Origin of the sequence: Neptunomonas concharum (genome assembly GCF_008630635.1) — a bacterium.
Taxonomy (GTDB): Bacteria; Pseudomonadota; Gammaproteobacteria; order Pseudomonadales; family Balneatricaceae; genus Neptunomonas; species Neptunomonas concharum.
This window is the reverse complement of sequence record NZ_CP043869.1, coordinates 1,705,479-1,730,246: the sequence shown is the minus strand read 5'-3', so window position 1 is coordinate 1,730,246 and position 24,768 is coordinate 1,705,479. Positions and strand designations below refer to the sequence as shown.

The 24,768-nt window shown below is 46.2% G+C and carries 22 protein-coding genes and 1 pseudogene; 11 read left to right on the top strand and 12 right to left on the bottom strand.

Translation table 11 applies throughout. The features are described from left to right. Positions 1 to 88: 88 nt before the first annotated feature. Positions 89 to 643, top strand: coding sequence for a hypothetical protein (locus F0U83_RS08090; RefSeq protein ID WP_138987289.1), 555 nt, complete (start codon positions 89 to 91; stop codon positions 641 to 643). Positions 644 to 679: 36 nt separating this feature from the next. Here F0U83_RS08090 and F0U83_RS08085 read toward each other — a convergent pair whose 3' ends face one another. Beyond that, entirely contained in the window at positions 680 to 1,948 is a 1,269-nt protein-coding gene (locus tag F0U83_RS08085) for an HD domain-containing phosphohydrolase (protein ID WP_138987288.1), read from the bottom strand. Positions 1,949 to 2,065: 117 nt separating this feature from the next. Between F0U83_RS08085 and F0U83_RS08080 the strand changes: the two genes are divergently transcribed. The 5 genes from F0U83_RS08080 to F0U83_RS08060 all read left to right on the top strand — a co-directional run bounded on the left by F0U83_RS08080 (position 2,066) and on the right by F0U83_RS08060 (position 7,144). After that, the gene (locus tag F0U83_RS08080) at positions 2,066 to 3,757 is read left to right on the top strand and encodes a GGDEF domain-containing protein (RefSeq protein ID WP_138987287.1); all 1,692 of its coding nucleotides are present in this window, start codon (positions 2,066 to 2,068) and stop codon (positions 3,755 to 3,757) included. A gap of 68 nt (positions 3,758 to 3,825) precedes the next feature. Next, positions 3,826 to 4,635 (top strand): ion transporter, encoded by an 810-nt coding sequence (locus F0U83_RS08075; protein ID WP_420813348.1) that lies wholly within the window; start codon positions 3,826 to 3,828, stop codon positions 4,633 to 4,635. 133 nt (positions 4,636 to 4,768) lie between these two features. Continuing rightward, a complete protein-coding gene (locus F0U83_RS08070; RefSeq protein WP_138987285.1) occupies positions 4,769 to 5,839 on the top strand; it encodes an alpha/beta hydrolase family protein in 1,071 nt (356 codons plus the stop codon). Positions 5,840 to 5,894: 55 nt separating this feature from the next. Then, on the top strand, positions 5,895 to 6,485 hold the full coding sequence (locus F0U83_RS08065) for a GNAT family N-acetyltransferase (protein WP_138987284.1): 591 nt from the start codon (positions 5,895 to 5,897) through the stop codon (positions 6,483 to 6,485). Between the two features lie 26 nt (positions 6,486 to 6,511). After that, on the top strand, positions 6,512 to 7,144 hold the full coding sequence (locus F0U83_RS08060) for a TetR/AcrR family transcriptional regulator (RefSeq protein WP_138987283.1): 633 nt from the start codon (positions 6,512 to 6,514) through the stop codon (positions 7,142 to 7,144). 273 nt (positions 7,145 to 7,417) lie between these two features. Here the strand turns inward: F0U83_RS08060 and F0U83_RS08055 are convergent, their stop codons facing one another. After that, positions 7,418 to 8,452 (bottom strand): hypothetical protein, encoded by a 1,035-nt coding sequence (locus tag F0U83_RS08055; RefSeq protein ID WP_138987282.1) that lies wholly within the window; start codon positions 8,450 to 8,452, stop codon positions 7,418 to 7,420. 157 nt (positions 8,453 to 8,609) lie between these two features. Between F0U83_RS08055 and F0U83_RS08050 the strand changes: the two are divergent. Then, positions 8,610 to 8,963 (top strand): annotated as a pseudogene (locus F0U83_RS08050) (IS110 family transposase); the annotation flags it as partial. A 647-nt stretch (positions 8,964 to 9,610) separates the two neighbouring features. On the opposite strand, the gene F0U83_RS08045 reads toward F0U83_RS08050, so the two are convergent. From F0U83_RS08045 to F0U83_RS08030, 4 genes are all read right to left on the bottom strand, one after another. Further along, positions 9,611 to 11,617: an AAA family ATPase gene (locus F0U83_RS08045; RefSeq protein ID WP_138987281.1), complete on the bottom strand. Its 2,007-nt coding sequence runs from the start codon at positions 11,615 to 11,617 to the stop codon at positions 9,611 to 9,613. A 102-nt stretch (positions 11,618 to 11,719) separates the two neighbouring features. After that, a complete protein-coding gene (locus F0U83_RS08040) occupies positions 11,720 to 12,433 on the bottom strand; it encodes a hypothetical protein (protein WP_138987280.1) in 714 nt (237 codons plus the stop codon). A 132-nt stretch (positions 12,434 to 12,565) separates the two neighbouring features. Then, positions 12,566 to 12,994, bottom strand: a complete 429-nt coding sequence (locus F0U83_RS08035) for a DUF7832 domain-containing protein (RefSeq protein WP_138987279.1) — start codon at positions 12,992 to 12,994, stop codon at positions 12,566 to 12,568. Between the two features lie 277 nt (positions 12,995 to 13,271). After that, positions 13,272 to 13,901 (bottom strand): glutathione S-transferase, encoded by a 630-nt coding sequence (locus F0U83_RS08030; RefSeq protein ID WP_138987278.1) that lies wholly within the window; start codon positions 13,899 to 13,901, stop codon positions 13,272 to 13,274. 148 nt (positions 13,902 to 14,049) lie between these two features. Between F0U83_RS08030 and F0U83_RS08025 the strand changes: the two genes are divergently transcribed. Beyond that, entirely contained in the window at positions 14,050 to 14,529 is a 480-nt protein-coding gene (locus F0U83_RS08025) for a thioesterase family protein (RefSeq protein ID WP_170221779.1), read from the top strand. A 75-nt stretch (positions 14,530 to 14,604) separates the two neighbouring features. Here the strand turns inward: F0U83_RS08025 and ahpF are convergent, their stop codons facing one another. The 3 genes from ahpF to F0U83_RS08010 all read right to left on the bottom strand — a co-directional run bounded on the left by ahpF (position 14,605) and on the right by F0U83_RS08010 (position 17,874). Beyond that, a complete protein-coding gene (gene ahpF, locus F0U83_RS08020) occupies positions 14,605 to 16,179 on the bottom strand; it encodes an alkyl hydroperoxide reductase subunit F (protein WP_138987276.1) in 1,575 nt (524 codons plus the stop codon). 90 nt (positions 16,180 to 16,269) lie between these two features. After that, the gene (ahpC, locus tag F0U83_RS08015) at positions 16,270 to 16,839 is read right to left on the bottom strand and encodes an alkyl hydroperoxide reductase subunit C (protein WP_138987275.1); all 570 of its coding nucleotides are present in this window, start codon (positions 16,837 to 16,839) and stop codon (positions 16,270 to 16,272) included. Positions 16,840 to 16,965: 126 nt separating this feature from the next. Further along, on the bottom strand, positions 16,966 to 17,874 hold the full coding sequence (locus tag F0U83_RS08010; protein WP_138987274.1) for a LysR family transcriptional regulator: 909 nt from the start codon (positions 17,872 to 17,874) through the stop codon (positions 16,966 to 16,968). A gap of 220 nt (positions 17,875 to 18,094) precedes the next feature. Here F0U83_RS08010 and dctP point away from each other — a divergent pair, with 220 nt between their 5' ends. The 3 genes from dctP (at position 18,095) to F0U83_RS07995 (ending at position 21,161) form a co-directional block, all read left to right on the top strand. Continuing rightward, positions 18,095 to 19,111, top strand: coding sequence for a TRAP transporter substrate-binding protein DctP (dctP, locus tag F0U83_RS08005; protein WP_138987273.1), 1,017 nt, complete (start codon positions 18,095 to 18,097; stop codon positions 19,109 to 19,111). 83 nt (positions 19,112 to 19,194) lie between these two features. Next, positions 19,195 to 19,863 carry a TRAP transporter small permease gene (locus F0U83_RS08000; RefSeq protein ID WP_138987272.1) on the top strand — a complete coding sequence of 223 codons (669 nt, stop codon included), beginning with the start codon at positions 19,195 to 19,197 and terminating at the stop codon, positions 19,861 to 19,863. Then, the gene (locus tag F0U83_RS07995) at positions 19,860 to 21,161 is read left to right on the top strand and encodes a TRAP transporter large permease (RefSeq protein ID WP_138987271.1); all 1,302 of its coding nucleotides are present in this window, start codon (positions 19,860 to 19,862) and stop codon (positions 21,159 to 21,161) included. The genes F0U83_RS08000 and F0U83_RS07995 overlap by 4 nt, the downstream gene beginning before the upstream one ends. Positions 21,162 to 21,233: 72 nt before the next feature. On the opposite strand, the gene F0U83_RS07990 is transcribed toward F0U83_RS07995, so the two are convergent. From F0U83_RS07990 to aptA, 3 genes are all read right to left on the bottom strand, one after another. Then, positions 21,234 to 21,626 carry a hypothetical protein gene (locus F0U83_RS07990; protein ID WP_138987270.1) on the bottom strand — a complete coding sequence of 131 codons (393 nt, stop codon included), beginning with the start codon at positions 21,624 to 21,626 and terminating at the stop codon, positions 21,234 to 21,236. A 261-nt stretch (positions 21,627 to 21,887) separates the two neighbouring features. Then, positions 21,888 to 23,378, bottom strand: a complete 1,491-nt coding sequence (locus F0U83_RS07985) for a CoA-acylating methylmalonate-semialdehyde dehydrogenase (RefSeq protein ID WP_138987269.1) — start codon at positions 23,376 to 23,378, stop codon at positions 21,888 to 21,890. A gap of 36 nt (positions 23,379 to 23,414) precedes the next feature. Continuing rightward, a complete protein-coding gene (gene aptA / locus F0U83_RS07980; RefSeq protein ID WP_138987268.1) occupies positions 23,415 to 24,761 on the bottom strand; it encodes an omega-aminotransferase AptA in 1,347 nt (448 codons plus the stop codon). Positions 24,762 to 24,768: the final 7 nt, after the last annotated feature.

Sequence of the window (24,768 nt, the reverse complement as noted above, 5' to 3'; positions counted from 1 at the left end):
AAGATGATTACTGCTTGTTTAACATTATTTTGTCATATTTTATCGTTATGGTTCGGCGCTGACTTTCAATCAATCAGGAAACGATAAAATGAAAAAGCACTTAGCAGGAATTCTTGTAACCAGCGCGCTCATCGGTTTGTCTGGCTGCCAGTCAGCTAACGTGAAAGAGGCTGACACCAAGCCAAAAATGAACAATCAAGACCTTTTCGAAGTTGCGCATGAAGGCCGCTACTATATCTTTGATGACTTCAAGGTTTATCAGGAGTTTCTCACGGTTGGTGAAACATCTTATCGTAAAGTGATCATTGGTGGAGGCCCTAAAGGTGAAACCTTAGTGTACGGTTTGCGCAGTGAAGACAAGAAGAAGCTAAGCGGCATCGCATCCGAAGAGATGTTTAAGGGTACAATGTTAGCGGCAGAAGAGTTTTATGGTGAGATACGTGCTGAAGATGGGCGTTTATATGTTTTTGATAGCCTTGATGACATGAAAGCCATGCGTATGGTTGGTGAAGCTCCCTATCGTTATACAGATATTGGATCTGGCCCTGAAAAACAGACGGTTGTTTATGTACTAAATAAGCATAACAAAAAGCACAAACCTGTGATGCTTATGGAAAAATTTAAGAAGCATTACGGCCTGTAAAGTGTAAAGCATAGGGCTAGGGTTTTGGACCATGATTCAAAACCCTCCCTTTCTGGACACAAAGATCTCAAATATCTCGTTCAGGTTAAACTCCATCTCTCTTATTCTCTCGATCAAAACCCCATCTAAAGTTTGGTCTGCACTAAGCAAAAGTATTCCTGAAGCACTAATCAAGTCACGACTTAAACGCATATTCGGTGTTAAATCGATACTCGTGATGCGCTGATCTGAGATTGCTTCGCCCTGTTTGGCAAGTGCACTAATAGCTTCAGTCAGGAAACCAACAAGTGTTTGGTTATAGCGCTCCGTTGCTTTTTCACTAAGATAATCAATTGCTTCATGAGTGCTATAAACCCGTTCAGAATACAATCCTGTAATTAACTCAACGTAGTCATTCATCAGACAAATAACTTGTGCACGAAGATCAATCTGCTCAGCCACCAAGCCTTTCGGGTAACCGCTTCCATCTAAGTATTCTTTATGCTGAAGGATTATTTTACCTGATAAATAAAGCGGCTTTACCATCATACAAGCCGTCTGGGCAAAGACAGGGTGCTCTTGAAACGCCCTTTGCTGATTTGGGCTAAGCAGTAGATACGGGGTGTGTAATAACTCATCAGGGAAGCTCAACTTACCGATATGACGCAGCTGCCATGCATAGAACAGGCGCTTTAAGTCCTTTCCCTCAATACCTGCTCTTTTTGCGACCTCAAGCAGCATCTGGTTAAGTTGCATGTTTAGTTGTGTCACCTTAACGCCCATGCGCCTCGCTGTTAGCGTCGAAAACATACGAACAACGGAGCGATAGCTGTTTTTAATTTGCTCGTTAGCATTTTTAAGCTGCTGGGTACGTTCCGTAATCTTTGCTTCAAGTGTCTGATTGAGTTGCTGTAGCTCTTGATGCTGCTTTTCAACCTCCCTTTTAAGTGCAGCCAGCTCAAACCCCTTAATCACGACGCGTTCAACTTGAGCCGCATCTAAAGGCTTCAGTAAAAACCGACTCACTTTCCCTTTGTTAATAGCATCGATGATCGATTGAGAGTCTGAGTTTGCAGTTATGACCACACGCTCTGTATCAGGATAGCGTTGAGATAACTCTTCAAGAAAACACTCCCCTTCCATTTCATATAAATGAATCTCACTTAAAATCATATCAGCAGGTGATGATTCCAAGAGTTTCAAGGCTTCTAGTGGCGAAGTCGCCGATAAAATCTCGCACCCTAAAGGTGTAAGAAGACCAATTAAAAGGTCGAGTACAGACTTATCTTCATCAACAAGCAGCAAACGGTTATTCTGATAATCCATCCTGATTTACATCCTACTTTCGAGAGCATTCAGCTTGCATTCACAAACTGTCTCCGTTTGGTCTACACTTATCAAGCGTCACTCAACAGCTTCTAAAACATCAGGGGTGAAAGCTCAATGCGTCAAGGTAGACAATGGTTTTTGGTGGTCATGTTGTTAATCCCCTTCTGTTCAAGTAAAGCAGAAACGGCGAGAATTACCCCCTATAAGGTGCTAATTATCAATTCATGGAGTAAGGAACTACCTTGGCAGCTGAGCGTAGAGAACGGCATACGCGCCGAACTGGACCGTCGAGAGCAACCCTACGAAGTTTTCGCCGAATATCTCGATGCCGACCGATTTGATCAGGCCTTTAATCATGATGCCCTCAGTACCTTTTTAAACAGCAAATACCAGACTTCCTCAATCAACCTAATCATAGCCGACAGCCTGCCTGCGGTTTCGTTTCTGATAGAGCACCCTTCTCTGCTCCCAGGTACTCCCCGCGTATATCTTCCTGATAGTGATTTTATTTCGGAAGATAGCATCGGCGAAAACGATGTAGTGATTCCAGTGAAAGAGGATTACATAAACTCGGTAAATGAAGCTATTCGTCGCTCTGGCGCTACACAGCTTTACGTTGTGGGAGAGTCCTTCTCAGAAGGCGGTAAGAACCAGCTGCGACGTTTTAAGCAAGCCTTTAGTAATACTGATTTAGATATTCGGTATCTTGAAAACTTATCGATGCCGCAGCTCATTGAAAAAACCGCTAAGTTGCCACCCAAGAGTGCCATCTTCTATTTACTCGTATTTAAAGACAGCTTAGGTGTGAGCTATATCCCCTATCAAGCAGCCAATGTGCTGGCACAAAACGCCAATGCACCTATATTTTCACTGTGGCGCTCGCTTGTGGGTAGCGGCATAGTGGGTGGATATCTGCTCTCAGGAGAACGCTTAGGCGCGATGGCTATTCGCCATGCTTTCTTAAAAGCTCACAATATATCCCTAGAACCCAATTTATCAGACGCCTATGGCTACTATCTCGATGAAAGGCAGCTTAAAAAACATCAAATTTCTACACAAACACTCCCTGAGACAACCACTCTGCTCTTTTCTACCCCCTCATTCTGGAAAACGCACCAACTTGAAATAGCGCTTACCCTGTTTTTACTCATCCTGCTCTCCGTGCTGACAAGTATCTTGATTGTCGTGAATAGAAAGCGGCAACGCGCTATTAAAGCCCTCATGCAAGAAAGGCGACTGCTAGAGCAGCGAGTAGCTGATCGCACCCAAGCCTTGCATGATGCAAAGATACAAGCCGAAACAGACGCCCGCACCGACGTACTCACTGGATTAAATAATCGCCGTGCGTTTTATGAGCATGGCCGTTTCCTGCATGAACAGGCAACTCGCTACCATAATACCTACAGTGTTCTTTTGATCGATATTGATCTGTTCAAAGAAGTAAACGATGTGTATGGGCACGATGTAGGAGATCGTGTACTCAAACAGATAGCGAATATCATTCGGGAATCCATACGCAACAGCGATATCCCAGGGCGTATCGGAGGTGATGAGTTCGCCGTATTACTTCCTCATTCTGCAGCGCATAAGATGACGGAGTTTGCCGAGCGTATCCGCTCAGCTGTTGCTCAGAGCAGCATTACAATAGATAGCAAAGTAATTAAGCTCACCGTGAGTATCGGGATAGCTGAATTTCACTCAGCCGAAGAGATGTTAGATGGCGTTATCAAACGTGCCGATGTAGCGTTATACGAGGCAAAAAATAACGGCAGAAACAATATAGCCTTATACCACGAAACTAAGTGATTTAGCCTCTACCCTTTATCATCAAATATCAGTAAAGTGCAGTCCGTTTTAACAGCTTGATGATGTGGATGATGAACTACAGCAAACTTCAGGATAATTTCTTCCGCTTACGCAGTAATAAGTTCTTTGAGCTTTTTGTTGTCTCTGTCATTTTGTTTTCTGCTCTGGTGATCGGAGCTAAAACCTATGATATTCCCGAGCACGTTCTTACCGCCATTGGCTGGTTAGACACAGGGATCACGCTGTTTTTCTTAGTCGAAATATCCATTCGATTTTTAGGTGAACCAAACAAACGCACCTTTTTTAAAGACCCTTGGAACCTCTTCGATACACTGATTGTTGTTGTCAGCATCATCCCTATCGAAGACAGCGAAATGGCCCTCATTGGGCGTTTGATACGTATTTTCCGCGTGCTCAGAATGGTATCCATCATACCGGAGTTACGTTTATTGCTTAACTCCCTTCTTAAAGCATTACCTCAACTTGGGTATGTTATCTTATTGATGTTTATCATCTTTTATATCTATGCAGCAGTAGGCGCATCGTTCTTCGCCACGATCAATGAAACCTTGTGGGGCGATATATCGATTGCCATGCTGACCCTCTTCCGCGTAATGACATTTGAAGACTGGACCGATGTCATGTACGAAACCATGGCGGTTTACCCTTTCAGTTGGCTCTACTACCTGACCTTTATCTTCTTAACCACATTCGCTTTTTTGAACATGGTAATCGGTATTGTCGTCAGCGTAATGGAAGAGGAACATGCCCAAGTGCGTAAGGATCAAGCACTTGCCGATGGTGAACTAACCATCGAAGACCTATCCCAACAGATCAACGAACTCAAAGCGATGGTACAAAAGCTTTCACAGAAGTAACGCTTTATCCATATAGGCTTTTTTTGCCTTAGCAAATAGATAGTCTGAAACTGACTAAAAACAAAACGCTTGTCTAACAGGTCATTTGTATCATACATTTGACCTAAAGATACTTCTCTAAAAGGAATGTACGATGACAGCCAAGCGCCGCTCCCCTATAACGACTCGCCTGCTTACTGGCTTAGCAATCGCAGTTCTCGCTCTGGGGGCGCTCACCACAGTTGCCGAAGAGGAACCCTTTGAGCGACGGGAAATCCGCTTTATGCATGGCGGAAACACGCTGCAAGGTGTACTGATCTTACCGGCTACCATCAAGGAGATAACTTCCTGCATGGTCTTTGTGCATGGGTCTGGTAATACGCCCCGCGATGCATATGGCTACTACGAATCCATCTGGCGCTTGTTTGCACGAAAAGGCTGGTGCTCTCTCTCATGGGATAAACCGGGTGTTGGTGGCTCTGGTGGGGATTGGCGATCGCAATCAATGGAAGACCGCGCTACAGAAACCTCCTCCGCTATTGAGTTTTTACGCAATACAGCTGGGTTTGAAAGCGTAAAAATCGGCCTTATTGGATTCAGCCAAGCGGGTTGGGTTATGCCCAAAGTGGCCAACCAACGTGAAGATATCGCCTTTATGATCTCCGTTTCGGGGGCTGTAAATTGGATGGAGCAATCCCGTTATTCGGGGCGTAAGCGTATGGAAGCGGAAGGCATGAGCGAGCAGGAGATCAAAGCGGAAGAGCGCGCCGCCGCAAGCATCGACGCCCTCCTCCAAAACGATGCACCCTATCAAACCTATCTGGCTCATATCGCCGAAGACTCAAACACAGAACCAATGAGTGAAGCTTTCTGGGGTTTTGCAAAGCGTAACCAGTATGTTGATGTCCGTGCAGATCTACGAGCTATCAATGTACCCGTGCTGGCCCTGTTTGGGTCACATGATGCCTATGTCGAACCGGTTTCGAGCGCCGCCACCTATCGTGCCGAACTCAACCGATCAGCAGCGCCCTTCTTTGAGGTTAGGATATTTGACCGCGCCGATCACGGCCTAATGAAGACAAATGACATCAAACCCGCACACCAAGGGATTGAGGCTTGGTTCAAGCTGCTTAGTATTTGGTTTGGCGGTGACGACATCTTCGCGGAAGGCTTTCTGGATAGTATGGCCGCTTGGCTAGACCGGTTCGCCGATCAAGAAGGCTAATTACCCATCTAGTTATGAGCAACCGTGAAAATATACGACCTGCTAGGAAGACAACATGAACCTACAATACCTTGCCAGCCTACCACCAGAGTATAAAAAAGCAGCCCTAACGCTTTATACTGAGGCGCTTAGAGATAAACTCCAGCCTATTCTTGGCGACTCAAAACGGGCAGCGAAGGTGCTTATGCATGGTATGGCCGCGAATCGCTGCCTAGTGGCTATTGATAAGCAAAAATTGGTTGGCGTATTGGGGATACAGACCGTTGCAGGCGGTTTTCTTAACCCCCCTATCCGTTCAATAATAAGAGAATATGGCTGGGCTGGAGGCTTATACAGATTTGCAGGCTTGAGCTTACTCCATCATGAAACTGCAGAGGATGAATGCTACATCGACGGAATTGCAGTGGATGAATCCATGAGAGGAAAAGGCACCGGAACGCAACTGCTCGACTATCTCGAAACAGCTTCGAAAAACCATGGCATTCGGCGAATTACACTTGAAGTGACAAGCACCAACCACCGAGCCAAAACCCTCTATAACCGCTTAGGCTTTGTGGAAAGCAAACAGACCTCCCTTTGGCCTTTCGATGATCTTTATGGGTTTCCATTCTCATCGGTGACGGTAATGGAAAAACAGCTGTACTAACCACATAAAAACGCAAGAGGAAAAATATGGGAACCCTACGAGATTCTGAACGAACACGCGGCAAACTCATCGAAGCCGCAGGCCATCTTTTTGCAGAAAAAGGGTTTAACGGCGTAACTGTTCGGGATATCGCTAAAGCAGCGAATGCCAGCCTAAGTTCATTGAACTACCACTTTAGAACCAAAGAAGCCCTATACCACGAAGCACTGATGGATGCCTGCCAAGCAGACTCGGTACCAGACAAGGATAAAGCAGCGTTATTAAAACTCGACCCCAAGGAAGCGCTGTTTATCCTCGCGAAAGAAGCACTAAAAGAATACAGAAAACAAACCACATCAAACTGGAGAACGGCACTGATCACAAGAGAGTGCCGAGAACCGAGCCACGAATTTAAGGCAGTATCCGAAAAGCACCTCACACCCGAAACACACTTTTTGGCAGAGATTATCGGCCGCGCCGCCAACAAACCCGCCACCGATTACCATGTTCGCTTTGCTGTTATCACCCTGATCTCATTGCTAGAAACATTCGGGCTTTACCGGCATTTGATAGATGAAGTATCACCGGGGCTTGATGACTTTTTCAAACCGAAAGATGGGCTAGCTCAGCATATTGTTCATCTTGTGCTCGAAGCGGCAAGAAACGATACAGCTACATGAAGTAAACGGTTTTGTAGATGAAATGCGCAGGGCTTTATTCATTACGTGATGGTTGGATCTCACTTCACTATCCTAAGTGAAACGCCCGTGCGAACCATAGTTGTACTTTCGGAATGTGTCACTTCCTGACTTTTCCCTTTTCGGTTCAAGCCCCAGAGGATTAGCTTGATTCAAATTATCAGCATCCATTTCCAATCCTTTTTAATATTCACTAAAGCCGACCAAGCGTATCGCTGCATTTAGCAGCTTGTCCGCTGCAATACCTTGATCTGTTTACTCACTCCACTCTGGTGTCATAGCTCTTAGAGCCTCATTTACACCAAAGCATTCATATATTGGGTAACTCGCCTTAAGGTTAGTAATATTAAAGTAAGCGTAAAGCCGGAACTCATATTCTTGTTTTACATATACTCCATACCGCAATCCATCAGTCACTATCAATCTACGGCAATTATCTTTTCCTTTCGCGTAGGATTGAGCTTGTGAAAATGCAGTTAAACAAGAGTTTCCTTTCTTTTTTGCTTCCACTACGACACTTAAATTGGAGTCTTTTCTTGGTAGACTCTTAAATAAGGCTATATCTACTTTATTCCACTCAATTGCCATTTTTTGAGGCGTCCAACCCAGCGCTCTAAGTAACGGAACCGCCAAATAGGAAACAGTTTCAAACTCCGATGGGTTGTCATACTTGTTATACCATTTAGCAATCCTTACCAATTCATCGATTTCTTTATTTAGAATATCGATCGAATTGCTAGAAACCCCATTGTCGAATAGAAACTCTGAAACAGAGTCAAAGTTAACAGTGTTACTTTCGTATATCGGCAGTTCGATTAGTGGTGGAGCATTGTCGAAATCAAGTGCCAATGATTCAATCCAATCAGTGACAACCGGCGAATCAAGTTTTTGTGTTGTATCACCTTGCTTAAGAGTATAGGTCTCAAAGTTTTTAGGTGAATCAAGTCCTTTCCATAACCAACTTACTCTACGAACATGCTGTAAACCCCATCCATCTACATCACCAAATAAATCAAGCCACTCATAATCACCTACAACAACACCTACACCAAGTATTGTTGAAGTTCCTAAACGGAGAACAACAATATCACCATCTTTAATCTCTTCCGAAAACCTCTTAAGGTCTGTCACTTTCCTAGAGGAGCATTCATCGCTTCTTAACTTCTTAGCGCAGTCTGGCCATGAACCAGCGTAACCAGGACCATTTAGTATGACGTCCCACTTGAGGCATATCGCAGCATAATTTCTATCTGTATCACCAACGGCTTGCTGCCAATAGCTTCTATTCAAAAGTTAATCTCCATACTATTTGGAAGCCTTACACCTCAAACACCAGCACAGCTTGCAGCGTCCGAGTTCTTTGAATTGATACTCATTGAGCCTTCTCCCTCAGCCTAGACAGATTGACTAAGCTGAAAGGCGACGAAACCAAAAAGGAGAAGACCCAATGAGATTTTATACTACACAACATCCGTACTATTGTGGAATAGATTTGCATGCACGATCCTTGTACGTCTGCATTCTGGATGATACCGGTGAAACCATCCTGCACCGCGAAATCAAAGCACGACCCGAACCCTTGCTGGACTTATTAACGCCCTATATCGGCAATATTGTTGTCGGTGTTGAATGCATGCATTGCCGGTACTGGGTTAGCGATTTCTGCACTAAACATAACATCGACTTTATTCTTGGTCACGCGATTTACACGAAGGCTATCCATGGCGGTAAAGCCAAAAATGATCGCATTGACTCCTATAAAATCGCTCACCTGATCCGTGGTGGCAATTTCCCATTGGCCGTTTTAGCACGGTACAGGACTTTGCGTCGTACAGCCGGCTTATCAAGTGTAAAGCGGAATCAGCAGGCAAGAGCTACGGCACCCAAGGCAATAAAATTGGTCGCTGCGTGTACTACATGCTGAAAAATCAAAAGGTATTTGATGAAAAACGCTTCCTAGCCAGTTAAGTCGCGGGGCAAGGTGAGCTGAACGTCTAACTGGAACACCCTGGCTGATGCTCAAATGAAGATTGGGTTACCCTTTGCACATAAGCTGAATCACCTATCTTCTAGCACACTGTCGTAGCCTGAGCGCTTTGATTAGACACCTTGCCGCCGCGCACTACCATCTGCAAGATGGTTTGCACCTGTGCTGAGCCTGAAACTAACTGGCTTTAAGCCCGACGCCTTGAATAGTGCCAGTAACGGGTTAACCGGTGAATGTCTGGTGTTTCTTCTATTAGTACGGAAGTTTAAATCAGTAGGCGCTCATTGAGCATGAGATAAGAGAGTCCCGATATGTGTTTGTTGCAGGCTATCGCTTGGCAACCATGATGACAGATGAAGCAGTCTATCTTGCTGATGGATAACAGACTGGCCGCTGACGCGGCCAGAAGAGCGGTTTTATCTATTGACTCCGGAGAGGCTCATATGTGTTATGTGCATGTCTTACTTCAATGCTTTGTTGATAGCTGCTATCAGTTCTTTCCATTGTTCGCGCTCATATTCAGATAGAGCGCTAGAATCATTTGACCTAGTCCAGCGTATGTATGCCTTGGCTAATTTATACTTAGAAAAATTACTTATTTCATCACTAAATATATTTACTATTGGACGATCTGGCTGCTGAGCTGCTGTTGCGGAAACGTCCACTGAGAACGTTTCATTCGCCACAGTAATTAGTGTTTCTCTAAGCAAATCTTCTATCTCTGCTTTTTGAATTGAACAATAGTCTTTAGTACGTAAAATATTTTTATTGCCTAGGGTGTGAACCAAAGCTTCCTGTTGTGCAGCCTGATCACCTGCTGAATCAGAATCCAGCAAAGCGGCCACCTTTAAATTATGCGCGTGTAAAATTGTCGCATAATAAACGACTTTTCCAGCAGTATTGGAAAAAACTAATGCAATTTTTTCGTTAAGATTGGATTCTAAAGATGCGCGAAGCATTTCTGCAGTTGCCTCCACGTACCAGTAATCAGTAATTCCTTCCAATATTAAATTTCTTTGTTGAGAGAATAAGCTATGAGCTAAATCGTATCCAAGAGCTTCTTGCAATGGCAACAATCCGGCTGGATCATCTGAAGATATAGTTGTATGAACCTTAGTCCCTGTTGCCCGATCCTTCATTTCAACAACTCTAACGATATCGAGCTCGTCAGGGCCTACAAGGAATGGAGAATGGGTTGTAAATAACGTTTGATTATTTTTGGCAAGCCTAGATATGGTTTCCCGGAAATCTCGTTGTTTAAGAGCATGCAAGCTCATCCCGGGCTCATCAAGGAGTAATATGGCATTTTCATGTTTATCCATAGCCTCTGAAAAAAATACGATAAAGAATGAAACCAACCATTGGAACCCTTCAGAACGTTGATCTAATTCAATGTCTACACCAAGGTCATCTTCGACAACAACTTTTAAATACTGACCATCTGCTGCTACTTTTAGCTTATCGGCTTCCGGTCTATCAGGGTTCGGCATCCATACTTGTCTAATCTCATTCGTGAGTCGAACACTCGCAGCGTTTAGCTGGTAACTTCTTTTATCTAGTCTATCTCTATATTCTTTAAGCGCATTTGTATCATTAATATTTGGGCTTTGTGTCGCCCCCAAATCAGATAGTTCTCTAGCGGTAAACCCCAAGAGTTTAAGCAAACATTGATTTCCATAGTCATAATATTCATCATCAAGAATATTTTGTTCAATCCTTTGCGCAAGGTGACCGAGATGGATAGTTGGTTTGACCTTGAAATAGTTATTAAAGAGAATAAAGACAGGGGTTCTTGAATCGAGAGTTTTTAACACTTTATCCCGCTTTAGATTAGTCTTTATTTTTTCTAGTAATTCTGAGTGCCTATTTTCTTCAGTAGCATTGCCCTCTTCAACATATTCATAGTGATCATTCAGCCACTTCTCTAAAGTTGTAACTTCATCCCCACTAATAGGTTTTGAGTCACTCCATTCAGAGCTCAAATCATTTAGTGCTTCACTTGGCTTCTTATTGCCTCCCGTTAAAATGTAGTTTTTATCCATATGCGAGGCCATACGAATAAAAGGCTTTTTAATATCGGAATAATGAAGTAGCTCTGGCGCATTAATTAAAGAGTGATAGCCTTTGTTGTTTAGGTTTCTGTATAGTTTGTATTGGCACTGATGAAATTCTTCTGGTATCAGTTCCTTATCCTCATCTTCTAACTCAAAATAGCCCGTAACAACAGTAATATTCTCAGGCTTTGCCTTCCCCGTTGTGATGTCATTATATTTTGATCTTGGGTAATCTCTTAAAGGATCAAAGCCACCGATATCAGCTGGTTTGCTTAGCTGTTGAAGGGCTTGGAGAAGTACCGTTTTACCAGCCTCATTCGGGCCAACAAGAATTGATTTTAGCTTTTCGACATCAAACTCGCCCGTATCAATTATGCTTCGGTAGTTCTGAACTCTTGCTTTTACCAATCTCATTTTATAATTCCTTACTCTTTCGCTTTGTTCTCAGGAATAAACACATAACGTTTGAATTCACCGGCCTGCGCAGCTTTTCGCGCAGGCCGGTGGAATAAGTTGTTAGACCTGATTGCTGCATGTGTATTCGGCTCGAATTCGACTCAATTCAGCATTAAAACTGGCTGTGTCTGCCGCATCGAGGTTTAGCAGGAAGGCACATTTATTTCCAAGTCCGTTAAATGAGGTACCGACAACTAATGCGTCTCCGCCATCTCTTAACCAGACGCGGTCGTGCACTTCTTCTTGATGAAACACCTCGAGTTGGATACCGCGCGTTGTGCAAAGCTGATTGAACCATGTGGCAATGCTGGCCTTATGGTACTTCTGTGTTCTTGGGCCGATGAACAGTTCAATTTTTTTCAGCGACAGGGGTAGTAACCCTTGAAGTGAATTTTTATAGTCTGCCTCGGGAATGGACCCTGAATTCTTGATGAAATACGGGTCTGCGATGGTGATCTCGGTTGGACTGTTCATCCAGTCGGATAGGTATTTGACACCTTTTGCCCTCTCCAATGGACCGTGCCCCATCATTAGCTCCGTAACCCTTTCACCATCTGAACTTGCCATGCGGCAAGAAGCCACTGGACGGTCAATCAGGCTATCAATCTTCTTCTCGATACTGTGTAGGCGATATTCGAATTCGTCATCCAAAAAAGGGGAGAACACTCTGAATCGCCGGATAGTTCTGTATATGCTCTCATCAGTGTTTTCGCTCTCTCTCAGCTCTTGAGTGAGCTCTTCAAGGAATCGAATCAGATGTTCTTTGCTACTCATGGGATACCCCGAGTGAATAATGGAAAGGTCTAACGCTAAGCTAACGGGCAAATACGTGGGGCGTGAATGGCGAAGCCGCCCCGCGTATTTGTCCCAGCGGTTTGCGCAGCAAACTGCGTGTTAAGCGCCTTGTTATCCTTCAAGTGCCTGCCATTCCTTAAAGCGCTTTTGAAAAACTGGTTCTAACTTTTCATAAGTTTCCCAGCTATCTGGGGCATGATAGAGGGTTTCCAAATCATTTCCTAACGCGGCTTCGTAATCTGAGTAAAAAATAGCGTCTTCAGAATCGTAGTATTTTTGAGCGAATTGGTTTCCTATCTGGTTTAGATCTTCATCTGTGAATTTTTCGTCGCAATTATTCAAAAACCAATTTGTAGGGGTTGTTTTTCGTAACTTGAGTTCTTTCAGAGCTTCGGGAAATTGGTCGGTATGGATGGAACCAGCAAGATTGTTTAATAGGCACCAAGTTACGAACATTCCAATATGAATAGCGCCATTTTCTATTGGTAAGTCAGAAGGGAAGTCACCACCATAGTGCCAAGATGCATCATCATATTTCATTAATTCCTCCTTGAAGGATAACACTTTATTCATCAGAATGCGCGATATCATTCCTTACTTAAAAGTCAGAAACTTCTCTAACACACTATTTTTAATAAGCTTTTTGGAAGGAGTAATCAGGAGGCTTCCCTGTATATGCGCATGCTTAATATCATTCTCTCGCACGCGTGTTGTCTTCCTTGAGCTTTACACTATTAGCCTGATTCTAGACCGGTTTGGCACGTTGTCCAGCAGAAAAGCTGCGAGTCATACTTAAGATATAGCGCGCAGTGGGTGGCTATTCTTGGCTTGTGCCCTCTTCCCATGGTTGGTACTTGTGCATGATGCTGGCAAATAGCTCGCTGCCTAGCAGCTTGTCTAACCATGCTTGTAAGTGGGGGTAGTTGGCTGCATAGAACCATGTTCGGTCTACATGGGCACATTGGCGGATAAAGGGTAGCAGCGCCCAATCCGCAAGGGTTGCGCTTGCTCCTAGCAGATACCCATCATGCTGCTTGAGGGAGGATTCCAGTGTTGCGAACCATGCTTCACACTGTTCACGGTAGTAGGTCATGGGGTGTTCGGGGTAACGGTCGGCATACTTGTAGCGGTCTAGCCATGGTTTAAATTCATGGTCGTTTTGCCATATAAGCGTGCTTATGGCTTCCCTCTGTTGGCTGGGGAGCCAAGATGCTGGGTCTTGCTGGCTCAGTGCCCAGCGCATGATATCGGCGCTTTCATCGATTACGGTATTTCCAATCACTAATACCGGCACGGTGCCTTTTGCGGATGCCTCGAGCAACGCAGCGGGTTTGTTCTTTAACACCACTTCTCGATGCTCAACCTTCACACCGCTATAGGCCAAGGCTAAACGGGCACGCATCGCATAAGGGCAACGGCGAAACGAGTATAAAACCGGTAATGTCATGCTGATTAGTCTCCGTTTTGAGCCAATTTAATATAGATAAATGTTATGGGATTAGATTATTTGCTGGTAACATAGCGCCGCGCCTGAGATGGGTATTTACCCTTATTTTGTCACCCTTCAGGTTGCAGATAATAAGAAGGATTCAACCATGCTGAAAACCCACTATGCCCCAGTTCCCGAAAGTTACTGTGACTACAATGGCCACCTTAACGAAGGCTACTACTTAGTGATGCTGTCCTTGGCGACAGACACTGTACTTGATGCCGCTGGGCTGGATGCTGAATCCCGCAATGCGTTGAACTTCAGCGCCTTTACTGTACAAAATAACCTGCGTTATTTCAAAGAGATATACAAGGGTAAGCGTTTAACGGCTTATTCCCGTGTGCTATCGAGCGACAAAAAACGCCTACGCATATGGCATGAGTTGCGTAACGAAGAAGGTACAGAAACCTACGCAGCGGTTGAGTGCCTTTTGGTGGGTGTCGATATGGCATCACGTAAGAGCGCGGTATGGCCTGCTAAGGTAGAAACCATTATTCGTGAGCTACAAGCAAGCCACGAACAATACACATGGCCAATGGGCGCAGGTAATGCCATAACCCAACCGGCGCAAGGTGCATCTGTTTAATCTGTTTTTCCTCAATGCATAAAAAAACACCTGAAGGCCGTGATGGCTTTCAGGTATTTTTACTTCGCTTACGGGTTAGGCCGCTTGTGTTTCTGATGCGCTAACCGGTGTGCGGATCAAGTGATCAAAGGCACTTAATGCCGCTGTGGAGCCTGCTCCCATTGCGATAATAATCTGCTTGTAGGGTACGGTTGTAACATCACCGGCAGCAAATACACCCGGCAAGGATGTTTGCCCTCGGCTATCAATCACAATCTCACCATGCTGGCTTAGTTCAATGTCTCCTTTGAGCCAATCGGTGTTAGGGATTAAGCCAATCTGCACAAAGATACCGGCCACGGATAGCAGGTGGGACTCATTGGTGGCTCGGTCGGTGTAATGAAGCCCTGTTACCCGCTGCCCATCACCGATAACTTCGGTGGTCATCGCTTGCGTGATGATCTCAATATTACCCATGGATCGCGCTTTGCGTTGCAGCACTTCATCAGCTCGCAAGGTTTCTGCGAACTCTAAAACAGTGACATGCTCAACAATACCGGCAAGGTCTATTGCCGCCTCGATACCCGAGTTACCACCACCAATCACAGCGACCTTTTTACCCTTAAACAAGGGGCCGTCACAGTGTGGGCAGTAAGCTACGCCTTTGCCGCGATACACCTGCTCACCGGGGACATTCATCTCACGCCAGCGGGCACCGGTTGCCAAAATTACTGAGCGGCTTTTAAGCACAGCGCCGTTTTCCAGTGTGACCTCCACCCCATTATCAACCGATAACTTTGTGGCTTTTTGGCTGTTCATCAGGTCTACATCATAACTTAAGACGTGCTGTTCTAGGTTCGCTACCAGTTTGGGGCCTTCGGTCTCTTTGACGGAGATGAAGTTCTCAATCGATAGCGTATCCATCACCTGTCCGCCAAAACGATCGGCAACGATGCCGGTACGGATACCTTTTCGTGCAGCATAGATAGCCGCCGATGCCCCCGCAGGCCCACCACCTACGATCAAGACGTCGTAAGGGTCTTTTGCCGATAGCGCTTCTGCCTGTTTCTGGCTAGCGCCGGTATCAACTTTGTTGAGTATCTCTGCCAAGGTCATACGGCCTTGGCCAAACAGTTCACCATTTAAGTAAACTGAAGGCACCGCCATAATATTGCGGGCATCTACCTCATCTTGGAACAGTGCCCCATCAATCATGGTGTGTTGGATGTTGGGGTTTAGTGCAGCCATTAGGTTAAGCGCTTGCACCACATCAGGGCAGTTTTGGCAGCTTAGTGAGATATAGGTCTCAAAATGTAATGTCTCGGTAAGACTTTTTGCTTGGTCTTGTAATGCCTGCTCCGCTTTGGAGGGATGGCCACCGGCCTGCAATAAAGCCAACACCAAAGAGGTAAATTCATGCCCCATCGGAATACCGGCAAACGCTACTCGGGGGGCAGAGCCTAGCGCACCTATCGACATTAAGGGCGCACGGTCTTTTGGGTTGTCATCAACGCTGAGGGTGATTTTATCGGATAATTCCGCGATCTCTTGCGCTAACGACAGTAATTCTTTTGATTTATCACTGGTATTCACTGACACAGCAATTTCGATCGGATTCACGATATTTCGAAGATAGGTGTCCAATTGCTGTTTAATATTTGCATCTAACATAATCGTATCCTGATAACTGTGCGTCGGATGTAAGGTGATAAATGCCGACTTCAAACTAACTGAAGAAGTCGGCATAAAGGTTTGATAAAATTAGATTTTACCTACCAGATCTAACGAAGGTGCTAATGTTGCTTCGCCTTCTTTCCACTTCGCTGGGCATACTTCGCCAGGGTGAGCGGCAACGTATTGAGCTGCTTTGATTTTACGTAGTAGCTCGCTTGCATCACGGCCAATACCGCCTGCGTTGATTTCGATGATCTGAATTTTTCCTTCAGGATCGATAACAAAGGTTCCACGCTCAGCCAGACCCACTTCTTCAATCATCACACCGAAGTTGCGAGTGATAGCACCGGTAGGATCGCCGATCATTGGGTAGTTGATCTTGCCGATGGTTTCAGAAGAATCGTGCCAAGCTTTGTGCGTGAAGTGGGTATCAGTCGATACGGCATATACCTCAACACCAATCTCTTGCATCTGGCCGTAGTAGTCCGCCAGATCTCCCAACTCAGTTGGGCACACAAACGTGAAATCCGCTGGGTAGAAGAAAATTACAGACCACTTACCCTTAAGGTCTGCATCAGAGACATCAATAAATGCACCGTTGTGAAACGCAGTGGCTTTAAATGGTTTTACTTCAGTATTGATTAGCGATTGTGACATTGTATTTCTCCTTGAAAACGGATTGTTGTTCAACGAGAGTCATCATAGGTAAGGGGCTTGGTAAGTTGAAATTGAACCTTACTAAGCGGTCGATTAAAAATATTTATAACGCTCTAAAGGCGGTCTCTATTGCTGTTGTTTTAATTGCTCTAGGTAGGTTTCGAGCACTAGATTTGAGCGTGCGCCTTTGCGCGTGATCACAGAGAAAAATGTCTCATATCCGTAACGCTCAGGCGCAATGGCCCGCATTTTCCCCTCACTCACCCAACGCTCTGCTAAGTGATCGGGTAAGTAGCCAATGTATTGGCCTGTCAGGATAAGAAAGGCGATACCTTCTCGGTCGGTTGCAGTGGCAGTAGCATTCAATTGCTGATAACAAGTTTTGATCTCGGGGGTTTGTGCATAGGCAGGAGCCACCGCGTCCCAGACGTTTAAATCAATATTACTATCTGCCTGATCAAACAGCTGATGGCCTGCAGAGCAATACAGCTTTGATTGCTCCTCATACAAAGGAGTGTAGTTCAGCCCTGCAAGACTGCGAAGCGTCGGGACCACACCCACATGGAGCTTGCCATCTAAAACACCCAGCTCAATTTCATTGGGCGCAATCATGCGGATGTTAATAGCTACCCCTGGCCCTTGCTTTTTGAGTGCGGCTAAGGCGTTGGTAATCTTCATTTTTGGCATCGTGACCAGATTATCTGTGATGCCGATATTCAACTCACCAATCAGCTGCGTGTGCAGTGTATTGACCTGTGTACGGAAGTTCTCAATAGAGGACAACAGCTCCAGTGTGTATTCGTAGACCTGCTGGCCTTCATCGGTCAGGGTAAATCCAGAACGCCCCCGCTGGCACAGCGTGAACCCTAGTCGTTTCTCAAGATCCGACATAGAGATACTAATAGCCGAACGGGTGATATTTAGCTCCACCTCTGCTGCAGAAAAGCCGCCGCACTCAACCACTACCTTAAAGATACGCAGCATCCGAAGGTCGATATCACTGAGTTGCCCTGTAAATTTTTTCTGCTTTTTCATAGATTTTGCTGCTAACTAAACGGCCAAATATCAATTGCGGTATCAACTAGATTACACCGTTTTCCTCATATTTTAGTTAAGTATTTACTTACCTTAATTAAAGTTTTTTCAAATTTAATTAAGCAAATTGCCCCTTCATAGTGACTACTAGCCACCAGAAATCCCTAAACCGTTTTCGGTAGGCTGATTCTGACCGCCACAAAAAAAACTAGAGGTCACTATGACAATCAAAAACTCTCTAAAAACCCTATTCACTGGTTGCACACTGGCTGCATCTATCGCGCTAACCCCTCTGTCCAGCTACGCAGGTGAGGATTTTATCCTTGCCCAAGCGATGACAACTGACCATATCTTCCATGCCTCATCAGAGCAATTTATGGAAAACCTGAAGGCTCAGCAATCCAGATATAACGTTGAGTACCACCCCGGTGGTGACTTAGGGGATTGGACATCACAGTTTGAGCAAGCGATGCAAGGTGTGATCCCAATGACCATGACGTACGGTGCATCTGAATTTGATGGCCGCCTTGATCTGACATGGCTGGGTTATGTCGTTGATAGCTGGGATTCGGCTCGTAAAGCTTATGGCCCTAACGGTCCGATGCTAGATGTTTATAACAAAATTTTGGCAGAGAATGATCTCGTCGCACTCGGCTTAATACCTGCCGGATTCGGCTCTATTACCATTCGTAAAGGGGTGGGTAAAGTTCCGACCAACTTCCCAGAAGATGCCGCCGGTATCAAGATGCGCGTTGTACCAACGCCTCTGGCGATTGAACGCTTCAAAAACTGGGGATTCTCCGCTGTACCCATGCCTTTTGCGGAGCTTTACACCGGCTTGCAGTTAGGCACTGTCGATGGCCGCGCCTTTGGTCCTGCTGTCGAGATCTGGCAGATGCGTGATGTGTTGGAAAGCTACATCCTTACCCGCGATTACTTCGAACACGCGTTCTGGCTGGTGAATAAGCAGTGGTGGGATGACCTACCAGCGGATGAGCGCAAAAAAATGCGTGCCGCAGCCGACCAAACCCTCGAATGGGCGTGGAATGAAGCGGAAAAGATCGACAGTGATTATCTGAATAAGGTACGCGACTACGGCATAGAGATTGTGGAGTTAAAACCACAGGAGCTGGAAAAAGCCAAAAAGACCCTATACGCCCATGAATGGCCTTACATGGAAAAAGTGGTCGGCCCTGAAATCATGGAGATGATGCGCAAAATCGCCGGTATCAACTAATCGGCCTTTTCTGCGCAGCGGCCTTCCACCTCGCATGTTATGGGGTGGAGGCTGCTTGTCGGCATTAATACAGGATCATCACTATGCAAGAGCCACATGTTTCTACCGCACCGGTGCAGCCGGAATCTATCGGTAAAACCAAAATCTACAATTATGACCCCGATCTAAGCCAGCATCCCCTTCCTCCCCATCTAAGCGCGATACCCGATAAAGAGAGCACAGCACTTGGGCGTTTTTTAATTCGCTTTGAACAAGTTCTCAACTGGATATTTCGGAGCCTCATGCTCTGCGCAGGACTGGGGTTAGCCTTTTTAATGTTCGGGCAGATCATCATGCGTTATGTGCTCGAATCCCCTTTTACCGGCATCGAAGAGGCTGCCGTACTGTTAGGAGTTTGGATCTACTTTTTAGGGATGGGTTATGCCACCCGCGAGCGAGAACATATTCACGGCGGAGTTGTCAGTCTGATGGTCAGTGACCCGGTAAAAATCAGCCTGATTCGTTTAGCCGGCTCTATCGTCAGCATGCTAGCTGCCTGTATTTTTGGCTACTTTGCCTGCAAATATGCGTTGTTCGTCATCGAAAAAGGCCGCATGAGCATCAACCTTCAATGGCCTCGGGGGCTATGGAGCGGCAGTATGATCGTCGGCTTTGCGATGATGGTGGGCTACTTCCTGCTAGAGTCCATTAACGAATATCGGGATCTACTACGGTTACGCCGCACCCGCCAGCAAAGGGAGTGCACCCTATGACGCTATTCCTAATCGCCATGCTTGTCGTCGTTGTATTAATTCTGATCGAGATCCCCGTTGCGTTTGCCTTCGGGATTGGTGCCGTCCTATTTGCTTACACCACGGGTAATAATATCTCTTTTTTGATCCCTCACGGTTTTAAAACCGCCAGTGGTTTTGCGCTTCTCGCTTTACCGTTATTTATCTTTGCCGGTTTATTGATGGCAGAAGGCGGTATCTCCGAGCGGTTGTTAAACTTTGTGAATGCCTTTGTTGGGCGGATTAAAGGCGGCTTAGGGGCCGTTACGGTTTTAACATGCGCGCTGTTTGGCGCGATATCCGGTAGCTCATCTGCTGCGATTGCCGCTGTGGGGCAGATCATGATTCCTCGTATGGTGCGCGAAGGCTACCCTGCTGGTCATGCAACCGCATTGGTTGCCTGCTCATCCGTTCTTGCATTGTTGATTCCACCCAGCATCCCGATGATCGTCTTCTCTATTACCGGTGGCTTATCGGTTGGTGCAGCGTTTCTCTCAACCATCATCCCTGGCATTTTGCTAACGCTGATCTATTGCGGGCTCAATATCTGGTTCTTGAGAGACAACCCTAATATCAAGGTAGAAGCGCCACTACCTATTAAACAAGCCACGATCAACATCGCAAAAAGTGGCTACCATGCGGCTTTTGCTTTGCTGATGCCATTGATCATCTTAGGTGCTATCTATAGCGGCATTGCGACCCCAACCGAAGCGGCGGCCATCGCCGTGATCTATGCGATCCCTGTGGGGTTATTTGTCTACAAGGGCTTGTCGTTACGTAGCTTAGGGGCCGTTACCGTACGTGCCGTTACCATGACAGGCTCGATCATGGCTGTGTTGTTCTTCCTGTTTATCATGAGCCGCGCCATGATTATGGAGCAAGTCCCCAAAGAGCTAGCCGAAGCCTTGCTAGGCTTCTCGGATAACAAATTGGTGATCCTGTTCTTGATCAACATCCTACTGCTGCTGATCGGCATGATCGTTGATGATATCTCTGGCAGCGTATTGGCCGCTATCATCTTCCTACCTATCATCAACCAACTAGGCATAGACCCTATTCACTTTGCAGCCGTGGTTGGGGTAAATCTGGGTTTAGGTAATGTCTCACCGCCCTGCGCACCTATGCTCTATATGGCAGGCGGTGTGGGTAAGCTATCACTGGATAAATACATCACCCCTACCCTCAAATTTCTGTGTTTAGGCCACCTACCGATCGTATTTTTAGTGACCTTTGTACCGGAACTCTCGCTATTCCTACCGAGACTGTTACTGGGATATTAGCTAAACCCTTTCCATCCGCTCAGCCCGTCTGAGACCTTTGCGCCATACTCGAATTGGGTACTGGCGCTTTTTTTACTTAACTTGGGCTAACTCCACACTCCTGCTTTCATCGCCAAAAAAGCAAGCATCAACAACACCTTTCGCCTCAACACAACTAATAAGCCTACCCCCTCTCTTTACTATGAAATATTCAGATAGCGCATTGAATTTAAAGGAGAATAGCATCCAAGTTATAATATGTGAGAGAAGTAGCCAATAAGGGTAATGACTAAACTCGATTAGACTGAAACCCACCTCAACAACCACTGCAAAGATAGCTATTTGCCATTGCTTTTTTAGCAATGCATACAAGATTGGTCCTAAAGGGAAAGAAAAAATACTTAAGAGGAATAGAGGCCAACAAAACCCTCTTTTAATGGCTTCTAACTTACCATCTTTAGACTGATACACAGCAAACGTTTTCATGTCATATCCCTATATACAACGCAAGCTATATCTTTCCCACGAGCATCCAAATGATTGAATGTCGTTCTAACTTCGCGGCCTACGTAACGACACTATTCTAGGCCTGTTTCAGCTATTGTCCAACTGTGAAGTACTTTGGGAATAAAAAAGGCAGGTTCGGTGTAATCCGATACCTGCCGAAGGAAAGCGCTCTTTGTCACGCATTGTTATCAGCGTTTAGGAGCAGCCCTGACGGAGAACAAGCAAGATATTGCGATGTGCTTAACTTGGGAACGCGAACGATACCCCTTCACGTACGCCGCTGGAGGGCCATCGCTGGGTAATGGTTTTACGCTTGGTGTAGAAGCGTACCGAGTCTGGCCCATAGGCGTGTAAATCGCCGAACAGTGATCGTTTCCAGCCACCAAAGCTGTGATATGACACAGGCACTGGCAGTGGTACGTTAATGCCGACCATGCCTACTTGGATATTGTCGGAGAAGTAGCGCGCCGCCTCACCGTCGCGGGTGAAGATGCAAGTGCCGTTGCCATATTCATGGTTGTCGATCATCTGCATCGCTTCTTCCATGCTGTTTGCGCGTACCACTTGCAGCACAGGGCCAAAAATCTCTTCTTGGTAGCTTTGCATCTGAGTTGTGACGTTATCAATCAGCGTAGCGCCGATATAAAACCCCCCTTCGTGACCCGCTACGTTAGGGTTGCGGCCATCAACCACCACTGTTGCACCGTCAGCTTCGGCACTGTTGATATAGTCTCTGACCTTTTCTTGATGAGCGCGGGTGATCACAGGGCCAAAGTCGTTTTCGCGGTCGCTGTACGCACCCACTTTTAGTGGTGCCATAGCTTCTTTAAGTTTTGCTACAAGCGTATCGGCGGCTTGATCACCGACAGCGACAGCCACCGATAACGCCATACAGCGCTCGCCTGAAGAGCCAAATGCCGCACCTAACAGTTGGTTTACCGCGTTATCCATATCTGCATCGGGCATCACAATAGCGTGGTTTTTAGCACCGCCCAGCGCCTGACAACGCTTGCCATTAGCATTGGCCGTGCTGTAGATATATTCGGCAATCGGTGTCGATCCTACAAAGCTGACCGCTTTGATATCAGGATGGGTCAGCAATACATCAACTGCTTCTTTATCACCATTCACCACATTGATTACACCATCGGGTAGCCCTGCCTCTTGCAGTAACTGTGCAATAAACATCGTTGATGTTGGATCGCGCTCAGAGGGTTTGAGCACAAAGGTGTTACCACAGGCAATCGCCATCGGGTACATCCACAATGGTACCATCGCCGGGAAGTTGAACGGGGTAATTCCGGCTACCACTCCTAAAGGTTGGAACTCGCTCCACGAATCAATACCGGGGCCTACATTACGGCTGTGCTCCCCTTTTAGCAACTGTGGTACACCACAGGCGTATTCAACGTTTTCGATACCCCGTTGCAGTTCACCCATTGCGTCATGATGAATCTTGCCGTGCTCTTCCCCAATTAATTCACAGATTTTATCAGCGTGCTGTTCTAGTAAGGCTTTAAAGCGGAACATCACTTGGGCACGCTTAGCCGGTGGCGTGTTACGCCATGCGGGGAAAGCGCGTTGCGCCGCGGCAATTGCCTGTTCGACAGTATCAACGGAGGCGAGCGCTACCTGCTTTGATGGTTCACCCGTTGATGGGTTATAGACATCTTGCATACGAGTGATGTCGGCTTGGATTGTACCGTCGATCAGATGGCCAATAATTGTCATGTTAGATCCTCTGTATTCTTATTGTATCAAGGGGGTTTAGTCTAGCTCGTTAATAGAGTCGCCTAGGGCATTGATCAGGCGATCAATCTCGTCAATTTCAACGGTAAATGGCAAGCCTAGCTGAATAGTGTCGCCGCCGTAGCGTACGTAAAAGCCTTTTTCCCAGCACTTCATCGCAATTTGGTAAGGTCGCAGTGCAGGCTCACCCGGTGCTGATTTAATAGTGAGCGCCCCCGCTAGGCCGTAATTGCGAATGTCCGCCACATATTGGGTATTCTTCAAGCTGTGAAGCATCTCCTGAAACTGAGGTGCTACGCTGTTTACGCGCTCGACTAGCTTGTCTGTTTGCAAAATATCAAGAGCTGCCAAACCCGCTGCACAGGCAACAGGGTGTGCAGAATAGGTGTAGCCATGCGGGAGTTCGAGCATGTAGTCAGGGCCGCCCGTCTCCATAAAGGTGTCGTAAATCGCTTGTTTTGCAACCACAGCACCCATAGGTACAACGCCATTGGTTAGCTGTTTAGCCATGGTCATCATATCAGGCGTTACACCAAACGCTTCGGCACCCGTATTAGCGCCCATACGTCCAAATGCAGTAATTACTTCATCAAAAATCAATAAGATATCGTGCTTATCGCATAACTCACGTAAACGTTTTAAATAACCTTGTGGGGGTGGAATAACTCCCGCAGAGCCAGCCATTGGCTCGACAATCACCGCAGCTATGTTTGAGGCATCATGAATCGCAATAAGGCTTTCCAGCTCATCTGCCAAGTGAGCCCCCGTTTTCGGCATCCCTTTTACAAAGCGGTTCTCTTCCAACATGGTGTGGGGTAAATGGATAGCATCAATACCTGAGCCATACAAGGCGCGGTTTGGGCCAATGCCACCAACGCTGATGCCACCAAAGTTCACGCCGTGGTAGCCTTTAGCGCGACCTATTAAACGCGTTTTACTTGCTTGGCCTTTTTTGCGCCAGTAAGCACGGGCGATTTTCAGTGCAGTATCAACGGATTCAGAACCTGAGCCTGCAAAGAATACCCGGTTTAATCCTTCAGGCATCAACTCAGTAATACGATGAGCCAGCTCAAAGGCTTTAGGGTGGCCAAACTGGAAAGCTGGCGAGTAGTCTAATTCGCGTACCTGCTTACTGACCGCTTCGGCAATTTCGGGGCGGCTATGACCTGCACCACACGTCCACAGGCCCGACAAACCATCAAAGATCTGTCTACCATCAGCGGCTGTGTAGTAATGCCCTTCTGCCGAGACGATCATACGTGGATTTTGCTTGAATTCTCGGTTGCCGGTAAAGGGCATCCAGTAGGCTTCTAGCTGCTGTGCAGAGAGGCCTGTTTGTGCCAGCGTTTCATTTTTATTATTCATGTACCAC